Source organism: Demequina maris (genome assembly GCF_000971155.1).
Classification (GTDB): domain Bacteria; phylum Actinomycetota; class Actinomycetes; order Actinomycetales; family Demequinaceae; genus Demequina; species Demequina maris.
Genome location: NZ_BBLX01000001.1, coordinates 68,099 through 91,255, shown reverse-complemented (window position 1 = coordinate 91,255; position 23,157 = coordinate 68,099). Strand labels below are relative to the sequence as shown.

19 protein-coding genes are annotated in these 23,157 nt (G+C 72.4%); 7 read left to right on the top strand and 12 right to left on the bottom strand.

The annotated features are described in order from the left end of the window. The first annotated feature begins 86 nt into the window (after window positions 1-86). Both treY and treZ read left to right on the top strand, forming a co-directional pair. Window positions 87-2,537, top strand: coding sequence for a malto-oligosyltrehalose synthase (gene treY / locus AOM02_RS00415; RefSeq protein WP_369343983.1), 2,451 nt, complete (start codon window positions 87-89; stop codon window positions 2,535-2,537). Continuing rightward, on the top strand, window positions 2,534-4,279 hold the full coding sequence (gene treZ, locus AOM02_RS00410; protein WP_062295486.1) for a malto-oligosyltrehalose trehalohydrolase: 1,746 nt from the start codon (window positions 2,534-2,536) through the stop codon (window positions 4,277-4,279). Before treY ends, treZ begins: the two co-directional genes overlap by 4 nt. A 95-nt stretch (window positions 4,280-4,374) precedes the next feature. On the opposite strand, the gene AOM02_RS00405 is transcribed toward treZ, so the two are convergent. Together AOM02_RS00405 and AOM02_RS00400 are read right to left on the bottom strand one after the other, a co-directional pair. After that, window positions 4,375-5,733, bottom strand: a complete 1,359-nt coding sequence (locus AOM02_RS00405; RefSeq protein WP_062295484.1) for an HNH endonuclease signature motif containing protein — start codon at window positions 5,731-5,733, stop codon at window positions 4,375-4,377. 176 nt (window positions 5,734-5,909) lie between these two features. Further along, complete coding sequence (locus AOM02_RS00400; RefSeq protein ID WP_062295482.1) at window positions 5,910-6,092, bottom strand: hypothetical protein; 183 nt, start codon at window positions 6,090-6,092, stop codon at window positions 5,910-5,912. Between the two features lie 123 nt (window positions 6,093-6,215). On the opposite strand from AOM02_RS00400, the gene AOM02_RS00395 reads away from it, so the two are divergent. Next, window positions 6,216-7,199, top strand: coding sequence for a PPK2 family polyphosphate kinase (locus AOM02_RS00395; protein WP_062295480.1), 984 nt, complete (start codon window positions 6,216-6,218; stop codon window positions 7,197-7,199). 9 nt (window positions 7,200-7,208) lie between these two features. On the opposite strand, the gene zapE is transcribed toward AOM02_RS00395, so the two are convergent. Then, complete coding sequence (gene zapE, locus AOM02_RS00390; RefSeq protein ID WP_062296193.1) at window positions 7,209-8,207, bottom strand: cell division protein ZapE; 999 nt, start codon at window positions 8,205-8,207, stop codon at window positions 7,209-7,211. A gap of 163 nt (window positions 8,208-8,370) precedes the next feature. Next, the gene (gene gnd / locus AOM02_RS00385) at window positions 8,371-9,816 is read right to left on the bottom strand and encodes an NADP-dependent phosphogluconate dehydrogenase (RefSeq protein WP_062295478.1); all 1,446 of its coding nucleotides are present in this window, start codon (window positions 9,814-9,816) and stop codon (window positions 8,371-8,373) included. Window positions 9,817-9,912: 96 nt separating this feature from the next. On the opposite strand from gnd, the gene AOM02_RS00380 reads away from it, so the two are divergent. Together AOM02_RS00380 and AOM02_RS00375 are read left to right on the top strand one after the other, a co-directional pair. After that, complete coding sequence (locus tag AOM02_RS00380; RefSeq protein ID WP_062295476.1) at window positions 9,913-10,467, top strand: DUF3000 domain-containing protein; 555 nt, start codon at window positions 9,913-9,915, stop codon at window positions 10,465-10,467. Then, on the top strand, window positions 10,464-11,720 hold the full coding sequence (locus AOM02_RS00375; protein ID WP_062295474.1) for an HRDC domain-containing protein: 1,257 nt from the start codon (window positions 10,464-10,466) through the stop codon (window positions 11,718-11,720). Before AOM02_RS00380 ends, AOM02_RS00375 begins: the two co-directional genes overlap by 4 nt. 224 nt (window positions 11,721-11,944) lie before the next feature. Here the strand turns inward: AOM02_RS00375 and dxs are convergent, their stop codons facing one another. From dxs to AOM02_RS00355, 4 genes are all read right to left on the bottom strand, one after another. Next, window positions 11,945-13,807 carry a 1-deoxy-D-xylulose-5-phosphate synthase gene (gene dxs, locus AOM02_RS00370; RefSeq protein WP_228373739.1) on the bottom strand — a complete coding sequence of 621 codons (1,863 nt, stop codon included), beginning with the start codon at window positions 13,805-13,807 and terminating at the stop codon, window positions 11,945-11,947. A gap of 181 nt (window positions 13,808-13,988) precedes the next feature. Then, on the bottom strand, window positions 13,989-16,799 hold the full coding sequence (acnA, locus tag AOM02_RS00365; protein ID WP_062295472.1) for an aconitate hydratase AcnA: 2,811 nt from the start codon (window positions 16,797-16,799) through the stop codon (window positions 13,989-13,991). A gap of 113 nt (window positions 16,800-16,912) precedes the next feature. Next, the gene (locus AOM02_RS00360; protein ID WP_062295470.1) at window positions 16,913-18,106 is read right to left on the bottom strand and encodes a class I SAM-dependent RNA methyltransferase; all 1,194 of its coding nucleotides are present in this window, start codon (window positions 18,104-18,106) and stop codon (window positions 16,913-16,915) included. Beyond that, window positions 18,099-19,994, bottom strand: a complete 1,896-nt coding sequence (locus AOM02_RS00355; RefSeq protein ID WP_062295468.1) for an APC family permease — start codon at window positions 19,992-19,994, stop codon at window positions 18,099-18,101. The genes AOM02_RS00360 and AOM02_RS00355 overlap by 8 nt, the downstream gene beginning before the upstream one ends. 74 nt (window positions 19,995-20,068) lie before the next feature. Between AOM02_RS00355 and AOM02_RS00350 the strand changes: the two genes are divergently transcribed. Both AOM02_RS00350 and AOM02_RS00345 read left to right on the top strand, forming a co-directional pair. Further along, window positions 20,069-20,734: a potassium channel family protein gene (locus AOM02_RS00350; RefSeq protein ID WP_062295466.1), complete on the top strand. Its 666-nt coding sequence runs from the start codon at window positions 20,069-20,071 to the stop codon at window positions 20,732-20,734. Beyond that, window positions 20,731-21,417, top strand: a complete 687-nt coding sequence (locus tag AOM02_RS00345) for a potassium channel family protein (protein ID WP_062295464.1) — start codon at window positions 20,731-20,733, stop codon at window positions 21,415-21,417. Before AOM02_RS00350 ends, AOM02_RS00345 begins: the two co-directional genes overlap by 4 nt. On the opposite strand, the gene AOM02_RS00340 is transcribed toward AOM02_RS00345, so the two are convergent. From AOM02_RS00340 to AOM02_RS00325, 4 genes are read right to left on the bottom strand one after another with little or no spacing between them, the layout of a single operon-like run. Next, a complete protein-coding gene (locus tag AOM02_RS00340; protein WP_062295462.1) occupies window positions 21,335-22,009 on the bottom strand; it encodes a DUF3159 domain-containing protein in 675 nt (224 codons plus the stop codon). The two genes, AOM02_RS00345 and AOM02_RS00340, sit on opposite strands and share 83 nt — an antisense overlap. Continuing rightward, the gene (locus AOM02_RS00335; RefSeq protein ID WP_156156012.1) at window positions 22,006-22,272 is read right to left on the bottom strand and encodes a single stranded DNA-binding domain-containing protein; all 267 of its coding nucleotides are present in this window, start codon (window positions 22,270-22,272) and stop codon (window positions 22,006-22,008) included. The genes AOM02_RS00340 and AOM02_RS00335 overlap by 4 nt, the downstream gene beginning before the upstream one ends. Window positions 22,273-22,286: 14 nt before the next feature. Continuing rightward, a complete protein-coding gene (dut, locus tag AOM02_RS00330; RefSeq protein ID WP_062295457.1) occupies window positions 22,287-22,748 on the bottom strand; it encodes a dUTP diphosphatase in 462 nt (153 codons plus the stop codon). Window positions 22,749-22,751: 3 nt separating this feature from the next. After that, window positions 22,752-23,051, bottom strand: coding sequence for a DUF4193 domain-containing protein (locus tag AOM02_RS00325; RefSeq protein WP_042211966.1), 300 nt, complete (start codon window positions 23,049-23,051; stop codon window positions 22,752-22,754). Window positions 23,052-23,157 lie beyond the last annotated feature (106 nt).

Below are 23,157 nucleotides of genomic sequence, written 5' to 3'. Positions count from 1 at the left end.
TGGTTCTCTCTATGACGACAGACGTCACGCACGATCGATCGAGGAGCACGAAGAGGCAGGGGCACCGCGTCGGCGCACAGGTCCCCGTGTCCACCTACCGCCTGCAGCTGAGCGAGGACTTCACCTTCGCGGACGCGGCGGCGCGCCTCGACTACTTCGCATCGCTGGGCGTCTCGCACCTGTACCTCTCCCCCATCCTCACGGCCGCACCGGGCTCGACGCACTTCTACGACGTGGTCGACCACTCGCGCATCGCAGAGGTGCTCGGCGGCGAGCAGGGGCTGCGTAACTTGTCGTGGCAGGCCGGCGAGCGCGGCATCGGGCTGGTCGCGGACGTGGTCCCCAACCACATGGCCGTGCCGACGCCCGTGTTCCACAACAAGGCGCTGTGGTCGGTCCTGGAGCACGGGCTCGAGTCGCCGTTCGCGCACTGGTTCGACGTCGACTGGGAGTCCGGCGAGCCCGTGCTGATGCCGGTGCTCGGCCAGCGCATCGGCACCGTGCTGTCCGCGGGCGAGCTGTCCGTCGACCACATGGTCGTGCCCGGGCTCGAGGACCGCGGCGAGGTGCCCGTCCTGCGCTACTGGGACCACGTGTTCCCGATCCGCACCGGCACCGAGCACCTGCCGCTCGCGTCGCTCGTCGAGGAGCAGCACTACCGGCTCGCGTACTGGCGGGTCGCGAACGAGGAGCTCAACTACCGGCGCTTCTTCGACGTCGGCTCGCTGGTGGCGGTGCGGGTCGAGGACGAGGACGTGTTCGACGCGACCCACGAGCGCATCGTCGCCCTCATCAACGACGGCACCCTCCACGGGCTCCGCATCGACCACCCCGACGGCCTGGCCGACCCGGAGGGCTACATCGCCCGGCTGTCCGAGGCGACCAACGGCGCGTGGATCGTGGTCGAGAAGATCCTCGAGGACGAGGAGCGGCTGCCGACCACGTGGCGCTGCGCCGGCACCACCGGCTACGACGCCTCGTGGCGGGTGGGCGCGCTGCTGCGCGACCCCTCCGGCGCCGCACCCCTCGCCGGCACGCTCCACCGGGTCGCCGGCGACGCCATGGGCGAGCTGCCCGACATGATCGACGCCGCCAAGTGGGAGATCGTGCGCGAGTCCCTCTCGAGCGAGGTCCACCGCCTCGCGACGATCGCGCACAACATCTGCACCACGGACGTCCGCCTGCGCGACCACACCTGGCGGGCGCTCTACGACTGCCTCCGCACACTGCTCGTCACCTTCGACCGGTACCGCGCCTACGTGGTGGCCGGCGAGAAGGCGCGCCCCGCCTCCGCCGAGGTCATCGACCACGCCGCCGAGCGGGCCCGCCGGGTGCTCGACCCCGAGCGTCACGAGACGCTCGACGTGGTGGTGGACCTCATCAAGGGGGCGGAGGTCGGCTCGGCCGGCCGCACCACGGACGCCAAGCGCGCCGAGCTCATCACCCGCTTCCAGCAGGCCTGCGGCGCGGTGATGGCGAAGGGCGTCGAGGACACCGCCTACTACCGGTGGACCCACCTGCTGCCGCTGTGCGAGGTCGGCTCCCCCGCCGGCCGCTTCGCGATGCCGCCCGCCGCGTTCCACGCGTGGGCCCACGAGCAGCAGCAGATCTTCCCCCACGCCATGACGTGCCTGTCGACCCACGACACCAAGCGCTCGGAGGACGTCCGGGCGCGGCTCGGCGTGCTGTCGGAGGCCGCGGACCAGTGGGACGAGCTGGTCCAGCACCTGCGCGCCATCACCGAGGAGCTGCGCCCGGCCGAGCTCGACGGGCGCACCGAGAACCTCTGGTGGCAGACCCTCGTCGGCACGTCCGACGAGGACGGCCTCATGGCCTGGGACCGCCTCGAGGGCTACCTCCTCAAGGCGATGCGGGAGGCGAAGTCCCACACCACGTGGACGTCGGTCAACGAGACCTACGAGTCGCAGGTGCTGTGGTTCGCGCAGACCACCCACGCCGACCCAGCGGTGCGCGAGGCGGTCGAGGGCTGGAACCGGCTCACCGCGACCGGCGTGCGCGCCGCGATCCTCAGCCAGAAGCTCCTGCAGCTCACGATCCCCGGCGTCCCGGACGTCTACCAGGGCACGGAGCTGCTCGCTCCCAGCCTCGTCGACCCCGACAACCGCCGCCCCGTCGACTTCGACCTGCGCGACGAGACGCTGCGCCGCCTCAGCCGGCGGGCCAAGCCGCGCGGCCTCGCCGAGGAGAAGCTGCTCGTCACCTCGGCGGCGCTGCGCCTGCGCCGCGACCACCCCGAGGCGTTCATCGGCGCGCAGGCGGGCTACGTGCCCCTCGCATCCTCCTCGGGTCACGCGGTCGTGTTCGCCCGCACCGCCGGCGACGAGGTCGAGTCCATCACGGTGGCGACGCGCGCCGCGCTCGAGCTCGAGCGCCTGGGCGGGTGGTCCGAGCACACGGTCCAGCTGCCCGAGGGCCACTGGCGCGACGTCATCGGCCGCCAGGTGATCGAGGGCGGCTCGGCGCCGCTCGCGCAGCTGCTGAGGAACCACCCGGTCGCGCTCCTGGAGCGGGTGTGAGCGCCCCGGTGCGGGTCTGGGCGCCCGCCGCGACCAAGGTCGAGTGCCGCATCGGCCCGGCGGACGCTCCCGTCACGGCCGCCATGCGGCCGTCCGCCGACGGCTGGTGGGAGGGCCCGCGGCTGCCGGCACGGACCGACTACGCGTTCGTCGTCGACGGCAACGGACCGTTCCCGGACCCCCGCAGCGCCTGGCAGCCGCACGGCGTGCACGGCTCCTCGCGGACGTTCGACACCGCCGCCTACGCGTGGGCGGACGATGCTTGGGCCGGCCTGGACGCCCGCGGAGCGGTCCACTACGAGCTCCACGTGGGCACCTTCACCCCCGGCGGGACGCTCGACGCGATCGACGGCCACCAGCTCCGCGACCTCGCGGCGCGGGGCGTCGAGATGATCGAGCTCATGCCGCTCGCGGCCTTCCCGGGCGACCGGGGCTGGGGCTACGACGGCGTCGCGCTGTACGCGGTCCACGAGGCGTACGGCGGCCCGGCGGCGCTGCAGCGGTTCGTCGACCGCGCGCATCAGCACGGGCTCGGGGTGTGCCTCGACATCGTCTACAACCACCTGGGCCCGGACGGCAACTACCTCGCCCAGTACGGCCCCTACTTCACGGACGCGCACGAGACGCCCTGGGGCTGGGCGGTCAACCTCGACCAGCCCTCGGCCGAGGGCATGCGGCGCTTCATCGTCGACAACGCGCTGCGGTGGTTCGAGGGCTTCCACATCGACGCGCTCCGCCTGGACGCGGTGCACGCACTGGTCGACGACTCCGAGCGCCACATCCTCGCGGAGCTCGCCGACGAGACCGCGGCGCTGGCGGCGCGGCTGGGGCGACCGCTCTCGCTGACCGCGGAGTCCGACCTCAACGACGTCGCCATGGTGACCCCCGTCGCCGACGGCGGGCTCGGCATGACAGCCCAGTGGGCCGACGACGTCCACCACGCGCTCCACGCGTACCTCACGGGCGAGCGCCACGGCTACTACGGCGACTTCGGGACGATCGAGGCGCTCGACAAGGTCTACCGCGACGTGTTCCTGCACGACGGCGGCTTCTCCACCTTCCGCGGCGAGGACTGGGGCAAGCCGGTACCGGCGTCCACCGACCGCCGGCGCTTCGTCGTGTTCGCCTCGAACCATGACCAGGTGGGCAACCGCGCGCTCGGGGACCGGCCGGCGTCGCGCCTGTCCCCCGGCGGGCAGGCCGCGTCGCTCGCGCTGGTGCTGCTCTCGCCCTTCACGCCGATGCTGTTCATGGGCGAGGAGTACGGGGAGACCCGGCCGTTCATGTTCTTCACGGACCACGACGAGCCGCTGGGCTCCGCGGTCTCCGAGGGGCGCATGAGCGAGTTCGCGGGTCACGGCTGGGAGGAGCTGTACGGCGGGTCGATCCAGGTCCCCGATCCGCAGGACCGGCAGACGTTCCTGCGGTCGAAGCTCGGGTCCGGGGTGTCGGCCTCCTCCGCGTCGCATCGGCTCATCGAGCAATGGGTCGCCTCGGTCATGGAGGCGCGCGCGCTCACGCTCTCGGCCGAGGCCTGGGCCGCGCACCCCGCGGGCGCCTCGGAGCAGGCGCCGCGCCAGCTGACGATGCACGGCCCGGTGCGCGTGCACGCGAACCTGTCGGACGCGCCGATGCTCGTCGCGGCCGCCTCCGCGGCACTCGCGACCTTCGGGTCGGTGGAGGCGACCGAGGACGGGCTCGTGCTCGCGCCCGATGCGGTGGCGCTGGTGGCGGCGGAGTAAGCCTTGCCGCGCTGATCGCCCCACGCCCGCTCGTAGCGCCTTCCGGGCGTGCCGGTGCGGCGCCTCCCGGTTGGGTGGGCGCCGTCGGGGCGGGGTCATCTGGGTGGGGCGGTGGTGCTGGCGCGGGTGGTGCTGGCGAAGTTGACCTCGAGGGCGGCTTTGCCGCCTTGGCGGGGTCGCTGCTGGGGGTCGACCGATGTGGGCGGGATGAACCACACCTTGGTCGCGGTGGCGCGTACCTGCCAGCCGTCGTCGTGAATGCGGTGGTGGCATCTCGTGCAAAGGAGCACCCCGTTGGACAGGTCGGTGGGGCCGGCGTGGTCCTTCCACCAGGCGATGTGGTGGGCGTCGCACCAGGCGACGGGGGCGTGGCAGAAGGCGCAGCCGCCGTCACGTTCGGCCAACGCGTGGCGTTGGGCGGGGGTGAAGAAGCGGCGGGCGTAGCCCACGTCGAGGACCTGGGAGCCGCCGCCGAGAACGATCGGGAGCACCTTCATGTCGACGGCCAGGCGTCGCGTCTGACCGGCCGACAACGGCGTGGACACCGCATCACAGGAGCCGAGCCCCACCCCGGTGCGCAGCGCGTCGTGGTCGATACGGATCACGACCTCCGTGGACACTCCTGAGCCGGGCGCCTCGCAGCGCATCCCGTGGCGGGTGAGGTCCACGAGCGCGTCGACGCGGATCCGGCCGGCCTCACCTGCCGGGGCCGCTCCCAGGCCTTCCTCGCGGCGTTGGCGGAAGGCGGCCTTGACCTGGGCGTCGAACCACGTCTTGATCGGTGCCGCCGACGCCGGATCCAACAGCCCCGTGATGCGGACCATCCCGTCGGCGTTCTCCGTCAGCGCCAGGTAGCGTTCGCCGCGCTGGCGCTTCTCGCGCTCGGACCACCGGTCCTGGTCCCACCGTGCCCGCAGCGCCAGGCACGCCTTGCGCAGGTCCGCCAGCGACAGCTTCAACGCCTTGGCCACCAGTGCCTGCTCGACCTCCTCGCCCGCACCGTCCAACGCTTCGAGGGTCTCGATCAGCAGTGCGGCCTGCGCGCTTGAGAGGTCGCCGGCCTTGACCGCGGCCGCCACATGCGGGAACGGCACGGACTCGCTGCCCCCGGAGTTCTCGTCACCGTCACCGTCGCCGTCGTCGCTGCCGAACAGCCCGCCGGTGGCGATCGCATCGTGCGCCTGACCGGCCGACCCGCCCCGCTGCTTGGCCACCAAACCCGCGGCGTTGCGGTGCCCGCGCCTGCGCGCCATCCCACCCCCGGGCTTGTCCTTGGAACGGCGCTGGACCTCCGCGGCGAGCATCACGCTCGGCACGTCCGCCAGCCGTGCCAGCTTGCCGGCGACCTCCAACGCGGTCGCGAGCTCGTCCTCGGACAGCGTGCGCAGGTCACGCTGCTCGAAGGGCTTGAGCGGCACCAAGCCCTTCGCGACGTCCAGCACCGAGAACTCCATGGAACCAGTCCACCACCAGGGTCCGACAACGCCACAGCAGCATCGTCCCTGGTATGTGGACAATTTCCAGCGCGCACAGGCCCGGGGACATCAGCCCGCCAAGGCGGCGCGGGCGCACGCCAACACACCCCCAGGACGCAACCGACCCACGCGACCGCTCAGGTCTCGCGCCGCCTCTACGCGTTGAGCGCCTCGAACACGTCGTAGATCAGGAACGCCGGCCACACCAGCGCCTGCAGCAACGCGCCGACGTGCTCCCAGAACCCGTCGGCCTGCTGCCAGAACCACACCGCCGACCCGACGATCGCCAGGAAGTACGTGCCGCCCCATCCGGCGTTCGCACCCGTGTTGCTCGACATGACTGTTCACCCCCCGAGGCTCCCGGTGGGCCTCACCACCCGGTTTAGCAGGAGCCCCACCGCTCCGCGACCGGTGGGGCGCCGTTATCGTGGGCTGTTAGGACGACGTTCAGGGAGGCGCACGTGGCAGCTCCGGGATGGCGGGGGCGCCCGTCGGACATCCTGCGTGTGGGGGACGACTTCGACCTCGGCTCGTTCGACACCCGCGCCACACCCGGCTTCAGCGGCGGCAAGACCGAGGGCAAGGCCGCCATGGCGAGGCTGGGCACCCGGCTGTCGGACCTCCAGGAGATGCTTTTCGCGGAGGGCCGGTCGGGCGGCTCGCGCGCCATCGTGCTGGTCCTCCAGGGCATGGACACGTCGGGGAAGGGAGGCATCTCACGGCACGTGCTCGGCATGGTCGACCCGCAGGGCGTCGCGGTGCGCTCGTTCGGCGCGCCCACACCGGAGGAGCTCCGCCACCACTACCTGTGGCGCGTGCGCCGCGCGCTCCCCCGCCCCGGCCGCATCGGCGTGTTCGACCGCTCCCACTACGAGGACGTGCTGATCGCGCGCGTCGCCGGGCTCGTCGACGGGGACCCGTGGCAGCAGCGCTACGCCGAGATCAACCGCTTCGAGCGCGAGACGGAGGCCGCCGGCATCACGGTGGTGAAGGTCGCCCTGATGATCTCGCCCGGTGAGCAGCTCGGACGCCTCGCCGAGCGCCTCGAACGCCCCGAGAAGTTCTGGAAGTACGACCCGAGCGACCTCGACGCGCGCGAGCGCTGGGACGAGTACATGCATGCCTACCAGGACGTCTTCGACGCGACCTCTACCCCCTCGATGCCCTGGCACGTCGTCCCGGCCGACCGCAAGTGGTACGCGCGGCTCGCCGTCACCCAGCTCCTCGTCGACACCCTCGAGGACATGGACCTCGGGTGGCCGCCGGCCGGCTTCGACGTGGCGGCCGAGCGGGCGCGCCTCGAGGCGCTTCTGCCCCCGGACGATGCGGGCGGCAAGGGCGGCCAGGACGGCGAGGGCGGCGCGGACGATGCGGCGCCCGCCTCCGCCCCGCAGGCGAAGAAGAACAAGAAGAAGAACAAGAAGAAGAACAAGAAGGAGCGCTGACCGGACCCGTCACACGGGCCGCGTGTGCTCCAGCGCCGCGTGGGCCATCGACTCGAGCCGGGACAGCGCGCGCAGGTACTTCTTGCGGTATCCGCCCCGCATCATCTCGGGCGTGAACACCTCGGGCAGCGGCACACCCGACGCCGCGACCACCGCGTCGCGGTCGTACAGCCGGTCCACGAGCGCGACCACCCGCAGCGCCTGGTTCTGATCCTCGAGCGGCGCGACACCGCTGATCGCGAGCCGCTCCACCCCGTCCACGTACGCCCCGTAGCGGGACGGATGCACATGCACGAGGTCGGCCACGATCGCGCCCCACGTCACCGAGGCACCGCCGTCCCCCGCCGCCAGCTCGGCGAGCACCTCGTCCGAGGACGGTGCCGGGAAGTCCAGCGAGCCGCGGTGGCGGTAGTCCGGACCGTCGATCCTCACGGTCTCGAACACCCGCGCGACCGCCTGGATCTCCCGCTGGAAGTCGTCGGCGGCGAAGCGCCCCTCGCCCAGCGCATCGGGCAGCGTGTTCGACGTCGCGGCGACGCACGTCCCCGCGTCGGTCAGCTCGCGCATGAGCCGCGCCATGATGAGCGTGTCGCCTGGGTCGTCGAGCTCGAACTCGTCGATGCACACGACCCCGAACTCGGACAGCGCCTCGCGCGCCTTCGCGAAGCCGAGCGCGCCCACCAGGTTCGTGTACTCCACGAACGTGCCGAAGGCGGCGCGCGACGGCCCCAGCGCGTGCGCGAGCGACGCGAGCAGGTGGGTCTTTCCCACCCCGAATCCGCCGTCGAGGTACAGCCCGATGCCGGGCCCCTTGCGCGACCGGAACCGTCGCAGGTGAGGCGCCGCGAACTCTCGCACCTCGGCGAGCGCGGCGCCCTGCGACGGGTGGGCCGGGTCCGGCACGTACGAGTCGAACGACGCCGACGCGAAGTGCGGCGGCGGGACCAGCGCGGCGATCAGCTGCTCGGGGGCGACCTCGGGCCTGCGCCCCACCAGCTCGATGCTCACCCGGCCCAGCCTAGAGGCCCCGGCGATGCCCGCCGACACACCGCATCGTCCGGTGGGACGATGCGCGCGCCGGGCACGCTCAGCACCCACCCCACGCCCGGGAGACGCCGCACGGGGCGCCGGCCGCAGCCGACGCCCCGTGCGGGAGCAAGCAGAAGGCCTGTTACGCCTCGACCTCGGTGCGGTCGCCCGACCACAGCGTGTGGAAGGTGCCGTCCATGTCGACGCGCTTGTAGGTGTGCGCGCCGAAGAAGTCGCGCTGACCCTGGATCAGCGCGGCGGGCAGGCGCTCGGCACGCAGCGAGTCGTAGTACGACAGCGACGACGAGAAGGCCGGGGCCGGCACTCCGGTGAGCGCCGCCTGGGCGACCACGCGGCGCCACGCGCCCACGCCGTCGGCGATCGTGTCCGAGAAGTACGGGTCCACGAGCAGCGTCGGCAGGTCCGCGTCGCGCTGGAACGCGTCCGTGATTCGGTCGAGGAAGCGCGCGCGGATGATGCAGCCCGCGCGCCAGATCTTCGCCATGTCACCGAGCGTGATGTCCCAGCCGAACTCCTCCGAGGCGGCGCGGATCTGGTCGAAGCCCTGCGCGTACGCGACGACCTTCGAGGCGTACAGCGCGAGGCGCACGTCCTCGACGAAGCCCTCGCGGTTGTTGATGTGGAAGTCGCCGGTCGACGCGGTGAGCACGTCGCGCGCGGCCGCACGCTGCTTCACCTGGGACGAGATGGCGCGGGCGAAGGTCGCCTCGGCGATGCCGGTGACCGGCACGCCCAGGTCGAGCGCGGACTTCACGGTCCAGCGGCCGGTGCCCTTCTGGCCCGCCTCGTCCTTGATGACGTCGACGAGCGCCTTGCCGGTCTTGGCGTCGGTCTGGCGCAGCACCTCGGCGGTGATCTCGATGAGGAAGGACTCCAGGTCGCCCTGGTTCCACTCGGCGAAGATGTCCGCGATCTCGGCGGGCTCGAGGTCGAGTCCGGTGCGGAGCAGGTCGTACGCCTCGCCGATGAGCTGCATGTCGGCGTACTCGATGCCGTTGTGCACCATCTTGACGAAGTGGCCGGCGCCGTCGGGGCCCACGTGCACGCAGCAGGGGGTGCCGTCCTCGGCCTTGGCGGAGATCTTCTCGAGGATCGGGCCGAGCGTCACGTACGACTCGGCGGGACCGCCGGGCATGATCGACGGACCGAGCAGCGCGCCCTCCTCGCCGCCGGAGACGCCGGAGCCCACGAAGTGCAGGCCCTTCGCGGCGAGCTCCTTCTCGCGGCGCATCGTGTCCGTGTAGAGCGCGTTGCCCGCGTCGACGATGATGTCGCCCTCCTCGAGCAGCTCGGTGAGCTGGCCGATGACGGCGTCGGTCGGGCCACCGGCCTGCACCATGATGACGACGGTGCGTGGCTTCTGGAGCGAGGCGACGAAGTCCTCGAGCGTCTCCGAGCCGATGAACGTGCCCTCGTCGCCGTGCTCCTCGATGAGCGAGTGCATCTTCTGCGGGGAGCGGTTGTGCACCGCGACCGTGAATCCGTTGCGAGCGAAGTTGCGTGCGAGGTTGCGGCCCATGACCGCGAGTCCGGTCACACCGATCTGAGCGAGCGCCATCGTCTCCATCCTTCGGGAGGGTTCGGGGATACCCGCCCAGCCTAGACGCTCGCACCGAGCGTGGCGTACGCGCCGACTGCCAGGCACGGGGCATAGGCTCCGTTTATGGCCGGCGATCTCAGCGCGGCGCCCGCGGACTTCCGCGAGGCGCTCCTGTCGTTGCGCGACGCGCCCACCCACCCGTCGGTCCGCCTCACCGAGGTGCCCGCCCCTCACCGCATCGCGCCGTACGCCGCCGCGATCAGCGGGGAGGTCGAGGGCGAGGAGGCGTCGGGCCGCTTCGTGATCCTGCACGACCCCGACGGCCAGGCCGCCTGGGAGGGGACGATGCGCATCGTCGCCCTCGTGAAGGCGTCCGCCGATCCCGAGGTCGGGCGGGACGAGCTGTGGGGCGATGTCGCGTGGTCGTGGCTGTCGGACGCCCTCGCGGGTGCGCCTCACCGCGCGCGCGGCGGTACCGTGACCAAGGTGACCTCGTCGTCGTTCGGGGAGATGTCCGACCGACCGGACGAGGTCAGCATCGAGCTACGGGCGTCGTGGACGCCCACCACCACCGATCTGGCCCCGCACATCGCGGCGTGGACGGATCTCATGGCCGCGTGCGCCGGCGTCCCTCCGACGCCGGAAGGAGTGCGCACGCTGCCGGGAAGGACCCTGTGACCGAGCCCACCGCCGCATCGACCCCGGAGGACGATGCGCAAGCCGCCATCCCGCTGACCGAGCCCGCGGATGGCGTGCCTCCCCTGATCGACACCCCCGAGGCGCTCGCCGCGGCCTGCGAGGCCTTCGCCGCCGGGACGGGTCCCGTGGCCGCCGACGCCGAGCGCGCCTCGGGCTTCCGCTACGGCCAGGGCACCTACCTCGCGCAGTTCAAGCGCGCCGGCGCCGGCATCGCGCTCATCGACACCGCGGCGCTGCCGGACCTGTCCAGCTTCGGCGAGGCGCTCGGTGACGCCGAGTGGGTGTTCCACGCGGCGAGCCAGGACCTTCCCGGCATGCGCGAGCTGGGCATGAACCCGGCCAAGGTGTTCGACACCGAGCTGGGCGCCCGCCTCCTCGGCTGGCCACGCGTGGGCCTCGCCGCGGTGGTCGAGCGGGAGCTCGGCTTCGCGCTCGCCAAGGAGCACTCGGCGCAGGACTGGTCAACGCGACCGCTCCCCCACGACTGGCTCGTGTACGCCGCACTCGACGTCGAGGTGCTGCTCGATCTGCGCGAACGCCTGGTCGACCACCTCATCGCCGCCGGCAAGCTCGAGTGGGCCGAGCAGGAGTTCGAGGCCGTGCGCCTCGCGCCGCCGCCGGAGCCCCGCGAGGAGCCGTGGCGCCGCACCTCGGGATCGCACCAGGTGCGCGACCAGCGCGGCCTCGCGATCGTGCGGTCGATGTGGGAGGCACGCGACCGCGAGGCGCGCCGTCGCGACATCTCCCCCGGCCGCGTGCTGCGCGACCAGGCCATCGTCGCCGCCGCGCTCGCGAAGCCGACATCCCTCGACGGGCTCCTGGGCGTCCGCGAGTACCAGTCGAAGGGCACCAAGCGCCGCGCACCCCAGTGGTACAAGGCCGTCGAGGAGGCCATGGCGCTGCCGGACAAGTCGCTTCCCTCGCGTCGCGCCCCTCAGGGCGACGGCCCCCCGCAGCAGCGGGTGTGGAAGGAGAAGCGACCGGAGGCCTTCGCGCGTCTGACCGGCGCGCGGGAGCGCATCGCCGCCCTGGTCGACCGCCTTGAGATCCCCGCCGAGAACCTCCTCCAGCCCGATGCGCTGCGCCGCACGTGCTGGGAGTACACGGACGGCGGCGAGGAGTGGATCCGCACCTTCCTCGCGGGCCGAGGGGCACGCGCGTGGCAGATCGACCTGGTCGCGCCGGAGCTCGCCGGGGCCTTCGCTGAGTCGGCGGTGCCGTCGGAGGGCTGAGCCCCGCCTCCAACCCCTCACCCCTCACCCGAAGTGGTAGGTGGTGGTCGCTTTCCGGAGGTCTCCGCGCGTCATGGGTACCTGGTGGTCGCGCGGCGGATGAGACGCGCCGCGCGGGTGCTTCCCGCCGATCGACACTGAGCTGCCCATGAGGCGCAGGAACCTCGGAAAACCGACAACCACCTACCACTTTCCCAAACGGGGTGGCGGTGCAGCGCGCCCGCTCAGTCCTGCTGGAGCTGTGCGAGCGTGTCCGCGGCGATCGCCGACGGGTCGAGGCCCAGGTCGTCGATGAGCTGCGCGCGCGAGGCATGCTGGAGGAACTCGCGCGGGATGCCGTGGTGGGCCCACTGCGCGGTGAGCCCGCGGAGCCGCGCGTAGCTCGCCCACTCCTGGCCGATCCCGGCGTCGGTGAGCCCGTCCTCGACGGTCACGACCAGCTCGGCGCCGCCGATCAGCTCGGACAGCCCGTCCGGGACCGGGTGGACCCAGGTGGCGGTGGCGGCGAGGGTGTCGATGCCGTCGGCGGCGATCTTGTCCGCCGCCTCGATCGCGGTGCCGGCCATCGGCCCCAGGCCCACGACCACGACGCGCGGCGCGGCGCCGTGCTCGGCGAGCACCTCGAGCCCGCCCACGGTGCGGATCGCCGGGATCGGGTCGCCCACGGCGCCCTTGGGGTACCGCACCACGGTGGGCGCGTCGTCGACGTCCAGCGCATCGCGGAAGGCCTGGCGCAGGGTGTCCGCGTCGCGCGGCGTCGCGAGCTCGAGCCCCGGCACGTGGCGCAGCAGCGCCATGTCCCACATGCCGTTGTGGCTGGGGCCGTCGTCGCCCGTGAGGCCCGCGCGGTCCAGCATGAACGTCACGCCCGCCTTGTGCAGCGCGACGTCCATGAGCACCTGGTCGAAGGCACGGTTGAGGAAGGTCGCGTAGACCGCCACCACCGGGTGGAGGCCCGCGTACGCGAGGCCCGCCGCGCTGGTGACGGCGTGCTGCTCGGCGATGCCGACGTCGATGACCCGGTCGGGGTACGCGTCCGCGAACGGCTGGAGCCCCACGGGCGCGAGCATCGCGGCCGTCAGCGCGACCACGTCGGGACGCTCCTCCGCGACCGCGACGAACTCGTCCGCGAACACGCCGGTCCATCCGAATCGCGACGGCTCGATCGGCAGCCCGGTCTCGGGGTGGATCCTGCCCACCGCGTGGAAGCGGTCGGCGGCGTCCTGCTCCGCGGGCGTGTAGCCGCGGCCCTTCTCCGTGAGGACGTGGACGATCACGGGCCCCGCGAAGTCGTGCGCCTGCTGGAGCGCGCGTTCGACCTGCGGCAGGTCGTGCCCGTCGATCGGCCCGATGTACTTGAGGCCGAGGTCCGCGAACACGCCGTCGTCGGTCAGCAGGCCCTTGAGCGCACGCTTCGTGTGCATGACGGTCTGGTACGTCCAGCCGCGCACCGGTCCGCGGTCCTGGAAGGTGCGCTTGCCCCAGCCGAGGAACTCCTCGTACCGGCGGTCCGTGCGGATCCCGTCCAGGCGCCGCGCGAGGCCGCCGATGGTGGGCGCGTACGAGCGCCCGTTATCGTTGATCACCACGACCACGCGGTCCTGCGACGCGCCGAGCGAGTTGAGCGCCTCCCACGCCATGCCGCCGGTGAGCGCGCCGTCCCCGATGACGGCCACGGTCGAGCGCTCGGTCTCGCCCTTGATCGTGTGGCCACGCGCGATGCCGGCCGCCCACGAGAGCGCCGTCGACGCATGGGAGTTCTCGACGATGTCGTGCACGCTCTCCTGGCGCGCGGGATAGCCGGCGAGCCCGCCGCGGCGGCGCAGCGACGAGAAGTCCTGGCGTCCCGTGAGGAGCTTGTGCACGTACGCCTGGTGGCCGGTGTCGAACACGACGGAGTCGTACGGCGAGTGGAACACCCGGTGGATGCCGATCGTGAGCTCGACGACGCCCAGGTTGGGGCCCAGATGGCCGCCGGTCCGGGACACGTTGTCGACCAGGAAGTCGCGGATCTCGGCGGAGAGCTCCGCCAGCTCCTCGTAGGTCAGCCCGCGGAGATCCCGCGGCGACCCGATGCGCTCCAGCACCCGTTGCTCCTTACTGCTGTTGACGATCCACTTTACGGCCTCGCGGTCCCGACGCCCTGCGGGCCCGTCCCGGCCTGGCGCCCCGCGCATCGTGCGCGGACGATGCGGGACGCACCGCGCGTACAAGGCCAGCGGCCCCGCCCGGCGAGCGCCGGACGGGGCCAACGGGGCCGGGCGGCGCTCAGGACACGAGCGACCGCAGCACGTACTGCAGGATGCCGCCGTTGCGGAAGTAGTCCGCCTCGCCGGGGGTGTCGATGCGGACCACCGCGTCGAACTCGACGACCGAGCCGTCCGTCCTCGTCGCCTTGACCGGCAGCGATCGCGGGTGCTCGCCGGCCGAGAAGGCGGCCACGCCCGCGATGTCGAAGGTCTCCGTGCCGTCGAGGCCGAGCGACGCCGCGCTCTCCCCGGCCGGGAACTGCAGCGGCAGGACGCCCATGCCGATGAGGTTCGACCGGTGGATGCGCTCGAAGCTCTCGGTGATGACCGCGCGCACGCCCAGCAGGCGGGTGCCCTTCGCGGCCCAGTCGCGCGACGAGCCGGAGCCGTACTCCTTGCCCGCGAGCACCACGAGCGGCACGCCGGCCTCCTGGTACGCGACCGAGGCGTCGTAGATGGTGGTCTGCTCACCGGTGAGGAGGTTGCGCGTGTAGCCGCCCTCGACCACCAAGCCGTCCTCCTGCTGCAGCAGCAGGTTCTTGAGGCGGATGTTCGCGAACGTGCCGCGGATCATCACCTCGTGGTTGCCGCGGCGCGAACCGTAGCTGTTGAAGTCGCGGCGCTCGACGCCGTGCTCCGCGAGATACACGCCCGCGGGGCTGTCCGCCTTGATCGAGCCGGCCGGCGAGATGTGGTCGGTGGTGACCGAGTCGCCGAGCAGCGCGAGGACACGGGCGCCCGCGATGTCCTGGACGGGCTCGGGCTCGAGGCCCATGCCCTCGAAGTACGGGGGCTTGCGGACATAGGTCGAGTCGTCGGCCCACTCGAAGGTCTTCCCGGCCGGCGTGGGCAGGTTCTGCCAGCGCGAGTCGCCCGCGAACACGTCCGCGTAGTCCTTCTCGAACATCTCCTGCGTGATCGACGAGCCGACGATGGCCTCGACCTCGGCCGCGTCGGGCCAGATGTCGCGCAGGTACACGTCGTTGCCCTCGGAGTCGGTGCCCAGCGGCTCCGTCTCGAAGTCGTGGTCCATCGTGCCGGCGAGCGCGTACGCGATGACCAGCGGCGGCGACGCGAGGTAGTTCATCTTCACGTCGGGGTTGATGCGGCCCTCGAAGTTGCGGTTGCCCGACAGCACCGAGACGACGGCGAGGTCGTTCTCGTTGACGACGTCCGAGACCTCCTGCGGCAGCGGGCCCGAGTTGCCGATGCACGTGGTGCAGCCGTAGCCCACCAGGTGGAAGCCGAGCGCCTCGAGGTCGGGCCACAGGCCGGCCTTCTCGTAGTAGTCCGTGACGACCTGCGAGCCGGGCGCCATCGACGTCTTGACCCACGGCTTCGACGTGAGGCCCTTCGCGTTGGCGTTGCGCGCGAGCAGCGCGGCCGCGAGCATGACCGACGGGTTCGACGTGTTGGTGCACGAGGTGATGGACGCGATCACGACCGCGCCGTGGTCGAGCGCGGTCTCGGTGCCGTCCGCGAGGGTGACCGGCGCGTGCTTGTGGGGGCGCGTCTTCGTGACGGTGGACGATGCGTGGGCCGGCTCGGGCGCATCGTCCGCGTGGGCCTCGGCGGCGATCGGGTCGGAGGCCGGGAAGGTCTCCTCGACCGACTCGTCCAGGCCGTGCAGCTCCTCGTGCTGCGCGTAGTCGAGGATCGAGCGGCCGAACGACTCCTTGGCCGCGGTGAGCTCGATGCGGTCCTGCGGGCGCTTCGGGCCCGCGATCGACGGCACGACGGTCGACAGGTCGAGCTCGATGTACTCGGAGTACGCCGCCTCGCGCGACGGGTCGTGCCAGAGGCCCTGCTCCTTGCAGTACGCCTCGACGAGCGCGACCTGGTCGGCCGAGCGGCCGGTGAGACGCAGGTAGTCGACGGTGACGTCGTCGATCGGGAAGATCGCGGCGGTCGAGCCGAACTCGGGGCTCATGTTGCCGATCGTCGCGCGGTTGGCCAGCGGCACCGCGCCCACGCCCTCGCCGTAGAACTCGACGAACTTGCCGACCACGCCGTGCTTGCGGAGCATCTCGGTGATGGTGAGCACCACGTCGGTGGCGGTCGCGCCGGCGGGGATCTCGCCGGTGAGCTTGAAGCCGACGACCTTGGGGATGAGCATCGACACGGGCTGGCCGAGCATGGCCGCCTCGGCCTCGATGCCGCCCACGCCCCAGCCGAGCACGCCGAGGCCGTTGATCATCGTGGTGTGCGAGTCGGTGCCGACGCACGAGTCCGGGTAGGCCTGGGTGGTGCCGTCGACGTCGCGCGTCATGACGCCGCGCGCCAGGTACTCGAGGTTGACCTGGTGCACGATGCCGGTGCCCGGCGGGACGACCTTGAAGTTGTCGAACGCCGTCTGGCCCCAGCGGAGGAACTGGTAGCGCTCGCGGTTGCGCTCGTACTCGAGGTCCGTGTTGCGCTCGAGGGCGTCGCCGCGGCCGAAGATGTCGATGACGACCGAGTGGTCGATCACCATCTCGGCGGGAGCCAGCGGGTTGATGACGGTCGGGTCGCCGCCGAGCTCGCTGACGGCCTCGCGCATCGTCGCGAGGTCCACGACGCAGGGCACGCCGGTGAAGTCCTGCATCACCACGCGCGCGGGGGTGAACTGGATCTCGGTGTCGGGGTCCGCGGTGGGCTCCCAGCCGGCGAGCGCGCGGACGTGGTCCGCGGTGATGTTCGCGCCGTCCTCGGTGCGCAGGAGCGCCTCGGCGAGGATCTTGAGCGAGTACGGCAGGCGCTCGAGCCCTGGAACCGCGTCGAGTCGGAAGATCTCGTACTGCTTCTCGCCAACGTTCAGCGTCGACTGGGATCCAAGGGTGTTCGCGCTCATGCGTCTCCTCCGTGGTTCGGGGTCTCCCGGCGATGGGTCTGCGCCCATCCTAGCCACGGCCCCACCCCGGGAGATGCACGGGAGACGCGCCTGGTCGGCGGCCCGATGCCGCGTCAGCGCGTGAACGTCGCGACGGTCTCCACGTGGTGCGTCATCGGGAACAGGTCGAAGGCCTGCGCCTCCTCGAGCACGTAGCCGTGGTGGCCGAGCAGCGCGGTGTCCCGCGCGAGCGCGACAGGGTCGCAGGCCACGTAGACCAGGCGGGCCGCACCCACGGCGGCCAGCGCGTCCACGGTCTTCCCGCCGGCGCCCGAGCGCGGCGGGTCGAGCACGATCGCGTCCGGCGTGTCCGGTCCCGCCTCGAGGTACGCGCGCGTGTCCCCGTGGACGATGCGCGCGTCGGGCAGGCCGTGCACGTTGCGGCGGGCGTCGCGCGAGGCCCGCGCGTCCGCCTCGACCGACGTGACGTGCCGCCCCGCCGATGCGAGCGCCACCGTGAAGAGCCCCGCGCCCGCATAGAGGTCCAGCACGGTCTCCGCGTCCCCGAGGCGGTCGAGCACCGCCTCGACGAGCACCGTCGGCGCCTCGCGGTGCACCTGCCAGAAGCCCTCGACGTCGACCTGGTAGGTCAGCGCGCCGCGCGACGTCGTCACGGTCTCCCGCACGCGGCGGGGTGCGTTGTCGCGCTTGTCGGGCCGGCCACCGCGCCACGGCGTGCCGTCGACGACGAGCCTCGGCGCCTCTCCCCCGGGTGCCACGCCCATGACGTGAGCGCCCGCCGGGTAGCGGGTGCCCAGCAGCAGCTCCTCAAGCGCCGGCGCCGCGATCGGCAACGCGGACAACGGCCGGAGCTCGCGCGAGCGGTGCACGTGCATCGACGCGCGCCCGTCGGGCCCCGCGACCGCGGTGACACGGGTCCGATAGCCCAGCCCCCCGCGCTCGTCGTCGCCCGGGGCGGCATGGACCTCGCCCGGGAAGTCGCGGTCCGCGAAGCGCAGGAACGCCTCGCTCAGCACGTCGTGCTTCCAGCGCCGCTGGGCCGGCAGCGCGACGTGTGCGAGCTCGCCCCCGCCGACGCCGCCGGCTCCGGCCTCGGGCCATGCGGAGGGGACGCGGTCGGGCGACGCCTCGAGCACCTCGACGGCGTCCGCGCGCCACAGCCGCGCATCGTCCCCCGCCTCGGTCAGCCGCGCGCGGACCACCTCGCCGGGCAGCGCGTGCCGCACGAAGACCACCCGGCCCTCGTGGCGGGCGACGCAGTGGCCGCCGTGCGCGACGGCGCCGATCTCCAGGACCAGGTCACCCACGCGTGGCCGCCTCCTCGTTCTCGTCCTCCGCCGGCGCCACCCGCGGGAGCTCGCGCGTGAAGTCCGCGCCCTCGACCGTGTCGAGCGAGGACTGCAGGTGCCACGGCACGGCCGCGACCACGACGCGCGGGACCGACAGGAGCCGCGCGCGCAGGCGCAGGGTCGCCCGGTTGTGGAGGAACCTCTCCCACCAGCGTCCCACGATGTACTCGGGCACGTACACGACGACCATGTCGCGCGGCGACAGGCGGTGGATCGAGCGCACGTGCTCGAGCACCGGTCCCACCATGTCGCGGTACGGCGAGTCGAGGATCACGAGCGGCACGCCGAGCCGCAGCTCGCCCCAGCGGCGCTGGAGCTCGCGGGTGGCCGCGGGGTCGACCTGCACCGCGACGGCCTCGAGGGACGAGTGGCGCGCGGCCTTCGCGTACGCGATCGCGCGCAGCGCGGGCCGGTGCAGCTGCGCGACCAGCACGATGCCGTGGGTCGCGCTGGGCCGGGCCGAGGCGCGGTCGTTGGGCTGGATCGTGAGCTGGCGGCGCACGTCGCCGTAGTGCGAGTGGATGCCGCGCATGAGCAGCACGAGGCCGGCGACGAGCACGAGCGCGAACCACGCGCCGGCGGCGAAGTTGAACACCGCGATGACGATCCACACCGCGGCCGCGACGATGGCGGCGGCCACGTGCAGCACGCGGGTCCCCTTCATGCGCACGCGCGGGCGACCGGTGGGCTCGACCGCGATCCGCGCGGACTGCAGCCGCACCATCGCGAACTGGCTCAGCACGATCGCCGCGAACGCGCCGATGAGGTACATGTGCACGAGCTGCTCGAGCCGCGCGCCCGTGGCCACGACGATCGCCGCGGAGGCGCCGGCGACCCACAGCACGCCGCCGCGGAACACGAGGCGCTCGCTCTGCTGCGACAGCTGGCGCGGCAGGTACGAGTCGCTCGCGAGCAGCGAGGTCAGGCGCGAGAACCGGCGGAACACGGTCGAGGCGGCGGCGTACAGGATCGCGACGGTCGGGATCGCGACCACCCACACGGGCCACGAGGCCTCGAAGATGCGGTCCGTGGCCTGCAGGAGCACCGGGCCCGACTGCCAGCCGGAGACGCGGTAGCGCCACACCATGAGGGTCACGGCGAGGAACGCGGCCGCGCCGGTGAGCACCGCGAGGATCAGGGTGCGCCCCGCGCGCTTGGCCCGCGGCTCGGCGTGCTCGGGCGCGGACGACGCGAGGTGGTCGATGCCGGTGAGCATGACCGCGCCGGACGCGATCGCGCCCGCGAAGGCGATCGCCGAGGACCACGTGGGCTCCGGCGGGTTCGCGGGCGGCACCACGTCGCCGCGGCTCGCGCCGAAGCCGATGACGAGGCCGATGACGAGGAGGAAGCCGAACCACACCGCGAGGCTCACGCGCGCACGCTCGACGACGCCGCGGAGGTTCGCGAGCGTCATCACGAGGATCGAGGCCACCGCCACGGTGGTGTGCCGGTCCCCCACCGCCGGCACCACGTACGCGACGAACTGCGCGATCGCGGCGACCGAGACGGCGACGGTGAAGATGTAGTCGACCAGCAGCGAGGCGCCGGTGATGAGCGCCGCCGTGGGCCCCAGCTTGTCGGACACGAGCCCGTAGTCGCCGCGCTCGTCGGGCCGTTTGCGCACGTTGGAGCGGTACGCGTAGCCCAGCAGCACCATGATCGCCACGACCGCCAGCGCCATCACCGGGAGGGTCGACTGCACGCCTCCCTTACGGAGGGCGTCGACCACCGCGTCGGGGGCGTACGCGACCGTGGACAGGAGGCCGGCGCCGAACACGGGCAGCGCCAACCGCGTCTTCAGCCCGACGCGCTGCGCGCGCTCGGTCGCGATGGGACGCCCGAACACCAGCAGTTTCAGGCTTTCGAGAAACCTCTGCACGTCGCACCATCCTAGGCTCAAGGGGTATACCGTGGGTTGCCGTGCACATCGTGATCATGGGCTGCGGCCGCACCGGGGCGACGCTGGCGACCGAGTTCGAGGCCCGCGGCCACACCGTAGCGGTGATCGACCAGTCGGGCGACGCCTTCCGCCGGCTCCCTCCCACCTTCGAGGGCCAGCGCATCACGGGCATCGGGTTCGACCGCGACACGCTCGTCTCCGCGGGCGTCGAGGACGCGTACGCGTTCGCCGCGGTCTCCGACGGCGACAACTCGAACATCCTCGCGGCGCGCGTGGTGCGCGAGACCTACGGGATCGACAACGTGGTGGCCCGCATCGCGGACTTCGGGCGTGCCGAGGTCTACCGCCGGCTCGGCATCCCCACGGTCGCCCCCGTGCCGTGGACCGCCGCGCAGATCGTCTCGCGGCTCCTGCCGGGCGGCTCGGACGCGCTCTACGACGACCCGAGCGCCGGCGTGAGCCTCAGGCGGCTGGCGGTCGACTCGGGATGGGTGGGCCACCGCTACACCGAGCTCGAGCGGCGGGCCGGCGCGCGCGTCGCCTACCTCGTGCGCTTCGGCGAGCCGCTGCTGCCCGACCCGGACTGCCTGGTGCAGGAGGGTGACGAGGCCTACTTCACGATGGTGCCCGCGTCGGGCGCCGACCCGGCCCGCGTGACGGGCCGTTCCCCGGAGGTGTCGAAGTGAAGGTCATGATCGCGGGCGCAGGCTCGGTGGGTCGCTCGATCGCGCGCGACCTCCTCGAGCACGGCCACGAGGTGCTGCTCGTCGACTCGAACCCCGCCGCCATGCGCGTCGCGCAGGTCGCGGAGGCGGAGTGGATGCTCGCGGACGTGTGCGAGATGTCGGCCCTGAGGGACGCCCAGGTCGAGACGATGGACGTGGTGGTCGCCGCGACCGGCGACGACAAGGCCAACCTCGTCGTGTCGTTCCTCGCGAAGACCGAGTTCGGCGTGCCGCGCACGGTCGCCCGCGTGAACAACCCGCGCAACGAGTGGATGTACGACACGCAGTGGGGCGTCGACGTTGCCGTGTCGACGCCGCGCATCATGACCGCGATGGTCGAGGAGGCGGTCGCGATCGGCGACCTCGTCCGCGTGTTCACCTTCCGCCAGTCCGGCGCCGCGATGGTCGAGGTGACGCTGCCCGCATCGTCCCCGGTGGTCGGGGTGCCGCTCAGCGAGATCCAGTGGCCCGTCGACATCGTGCTCGCGTGCATCATCCGCGGCGACCGCACCATCGCACCCACCCCGGACGACACGCTCGAGGCTCATGACGAGCTGCTGTTCATCGTGTCGTCGGAGGCGGATCCTGAGTCTCTCGAGCAGCTCCTGCGTCGCGGGCCAGCAGCCATACGCCCCACAGCGTGAGGGCGAACAGCGGCAGCCCCATCGCGAGCTTCGCGGTGCCGAGCGCCGCGACGGCACCGGCGAGGTAGAGCGGCACCTGCACGAGCAGGCGCAGCGCGAACATGCCGGCCAGCACGGCCGAGGCGAGCTGGTAGCGCTTCCGCTCGGCGCGGTCCTGGCGCCAGTGCGTCCCCTCGCCACGGATGAGTCCCACGACGATGCCGACCACCGGCCACCCGGCGATCATCGACACGAGGATGCCCGCGAGGTACGCGGCGTTGAGCCACAGGCCCGGCACGAAGTAGCCGGAGGCGTCGCCGGCGCGCCACGCCCAGATGGCGCCGATCGCGACGCCGACCGCGCCGGAGGCGGCCTGCACCACCGGGGTGCGCTGGATGAGGCGGATGATCACGAGCACGGCCATGACGGCGCCCGCCGCGATCACGGGGACCCGGAAACCGCCCCACGCGATGTAGGCCGCGACGAACACGATGCCGGGCAGCGAGGACTCGAGGAAGCCCCGCCAGCCGCCGATCGCCTCGTGGAGGTCGAAGGTCTCCCCGCCCAGCAGGCGCGCCGCGCGGCTGTCCGCGGCGGGCTGCTCGCCGCTCATGCGCTCGGGACGAGCTCGTAGCGGGGGTTGTACAGGCGCGGGAGGGCCTCGGACTCGCACACGCGGCCCTCGAGGCTCAGGAGCGTGCCGGGCGAGATGCCCGGCACCTCGCGGCGGCCCATGAAGATCGCGTCGATGCGGCCGGTGGCGTCCTCGAGCCGCACGGTGAACGCCGGCGGCGCGTCCGAGGGCTCCACCTGGATCGCGACCACGCGGCCGGACACGCGGGCGATGCCGCGGGGCTGGACGTCGGCGATGTTCACGGTGGGCGCCTCGGTCACGACGCGGCCGTCGCGGTCGTCACGCCGGTGGAGCCGAAGCCGCCGTCGCCGCGGTGCGATCCCGGGAGGGACTCGACCGCCACGAAGTCGGCGCGCTCGACGCGCTGGATCACCAGCTGCGCGATGCGGTCGCCGCGGGACAGCGTCACCGTCTCGCGGGGGTCCGTGTTGAGCAGGGTGACGGCGATCTCGCCGCGGTACCCCGCGTCCACGGTGCCGGGCGCGTTGACGATCGTCACGCCGCGCTTCGCGGCGAGGCCCGAGCGCGGGTGGACGAACGCGGCGTAGCCGTCCGGCAGCGCGATCTTGAGGCCGGTGGGGACGGTCGCCCGCTCCCCCGGCTCGAGCGTCACGTCGATGCGGGTGGTGACGTCCGCGCCCGCGTCACCCGGGTGGGAGTAGCGCGGGAGCGGCACGTCCGGCTCGGTCGTGCTGACGAGGATCTCGAGGTCGGCCATGCGTCAGGCCGCGCACTCCGAGCAGATCGGCTGGTCGTTCTTGAAGCTGGCGAGCTGGCTGCGGTGGTGCACCAGGAAGCAGGACATGCACGTGAACTCGTCCTGCTGCGCGGGCAGCACGCGGACCGAGAGCTCCTCGCCGGACAGGTCCGCGCCCGGGAGCTCGAAGCCCTCCGCCGCCTCGGTCTCGTCCTCGTCGACCACGCCGGAGGTCTTGTCCGCCCGACGAGCCTTGAGCTCCTCGATCGAGTCGGCCGAGATCTCGTCGTCGGTCTTGCGCGGCGCGTCGTAATCCGTTGCCATGCGGCTTGCGTCCCTTCCTCGATGCTTGCGGGGTTTCAATGCCTCACAGGGGCGATTTGTTCCCGCGCGGCTGACGCATTGTGCACCATCGCGGGCCGGATTGCAT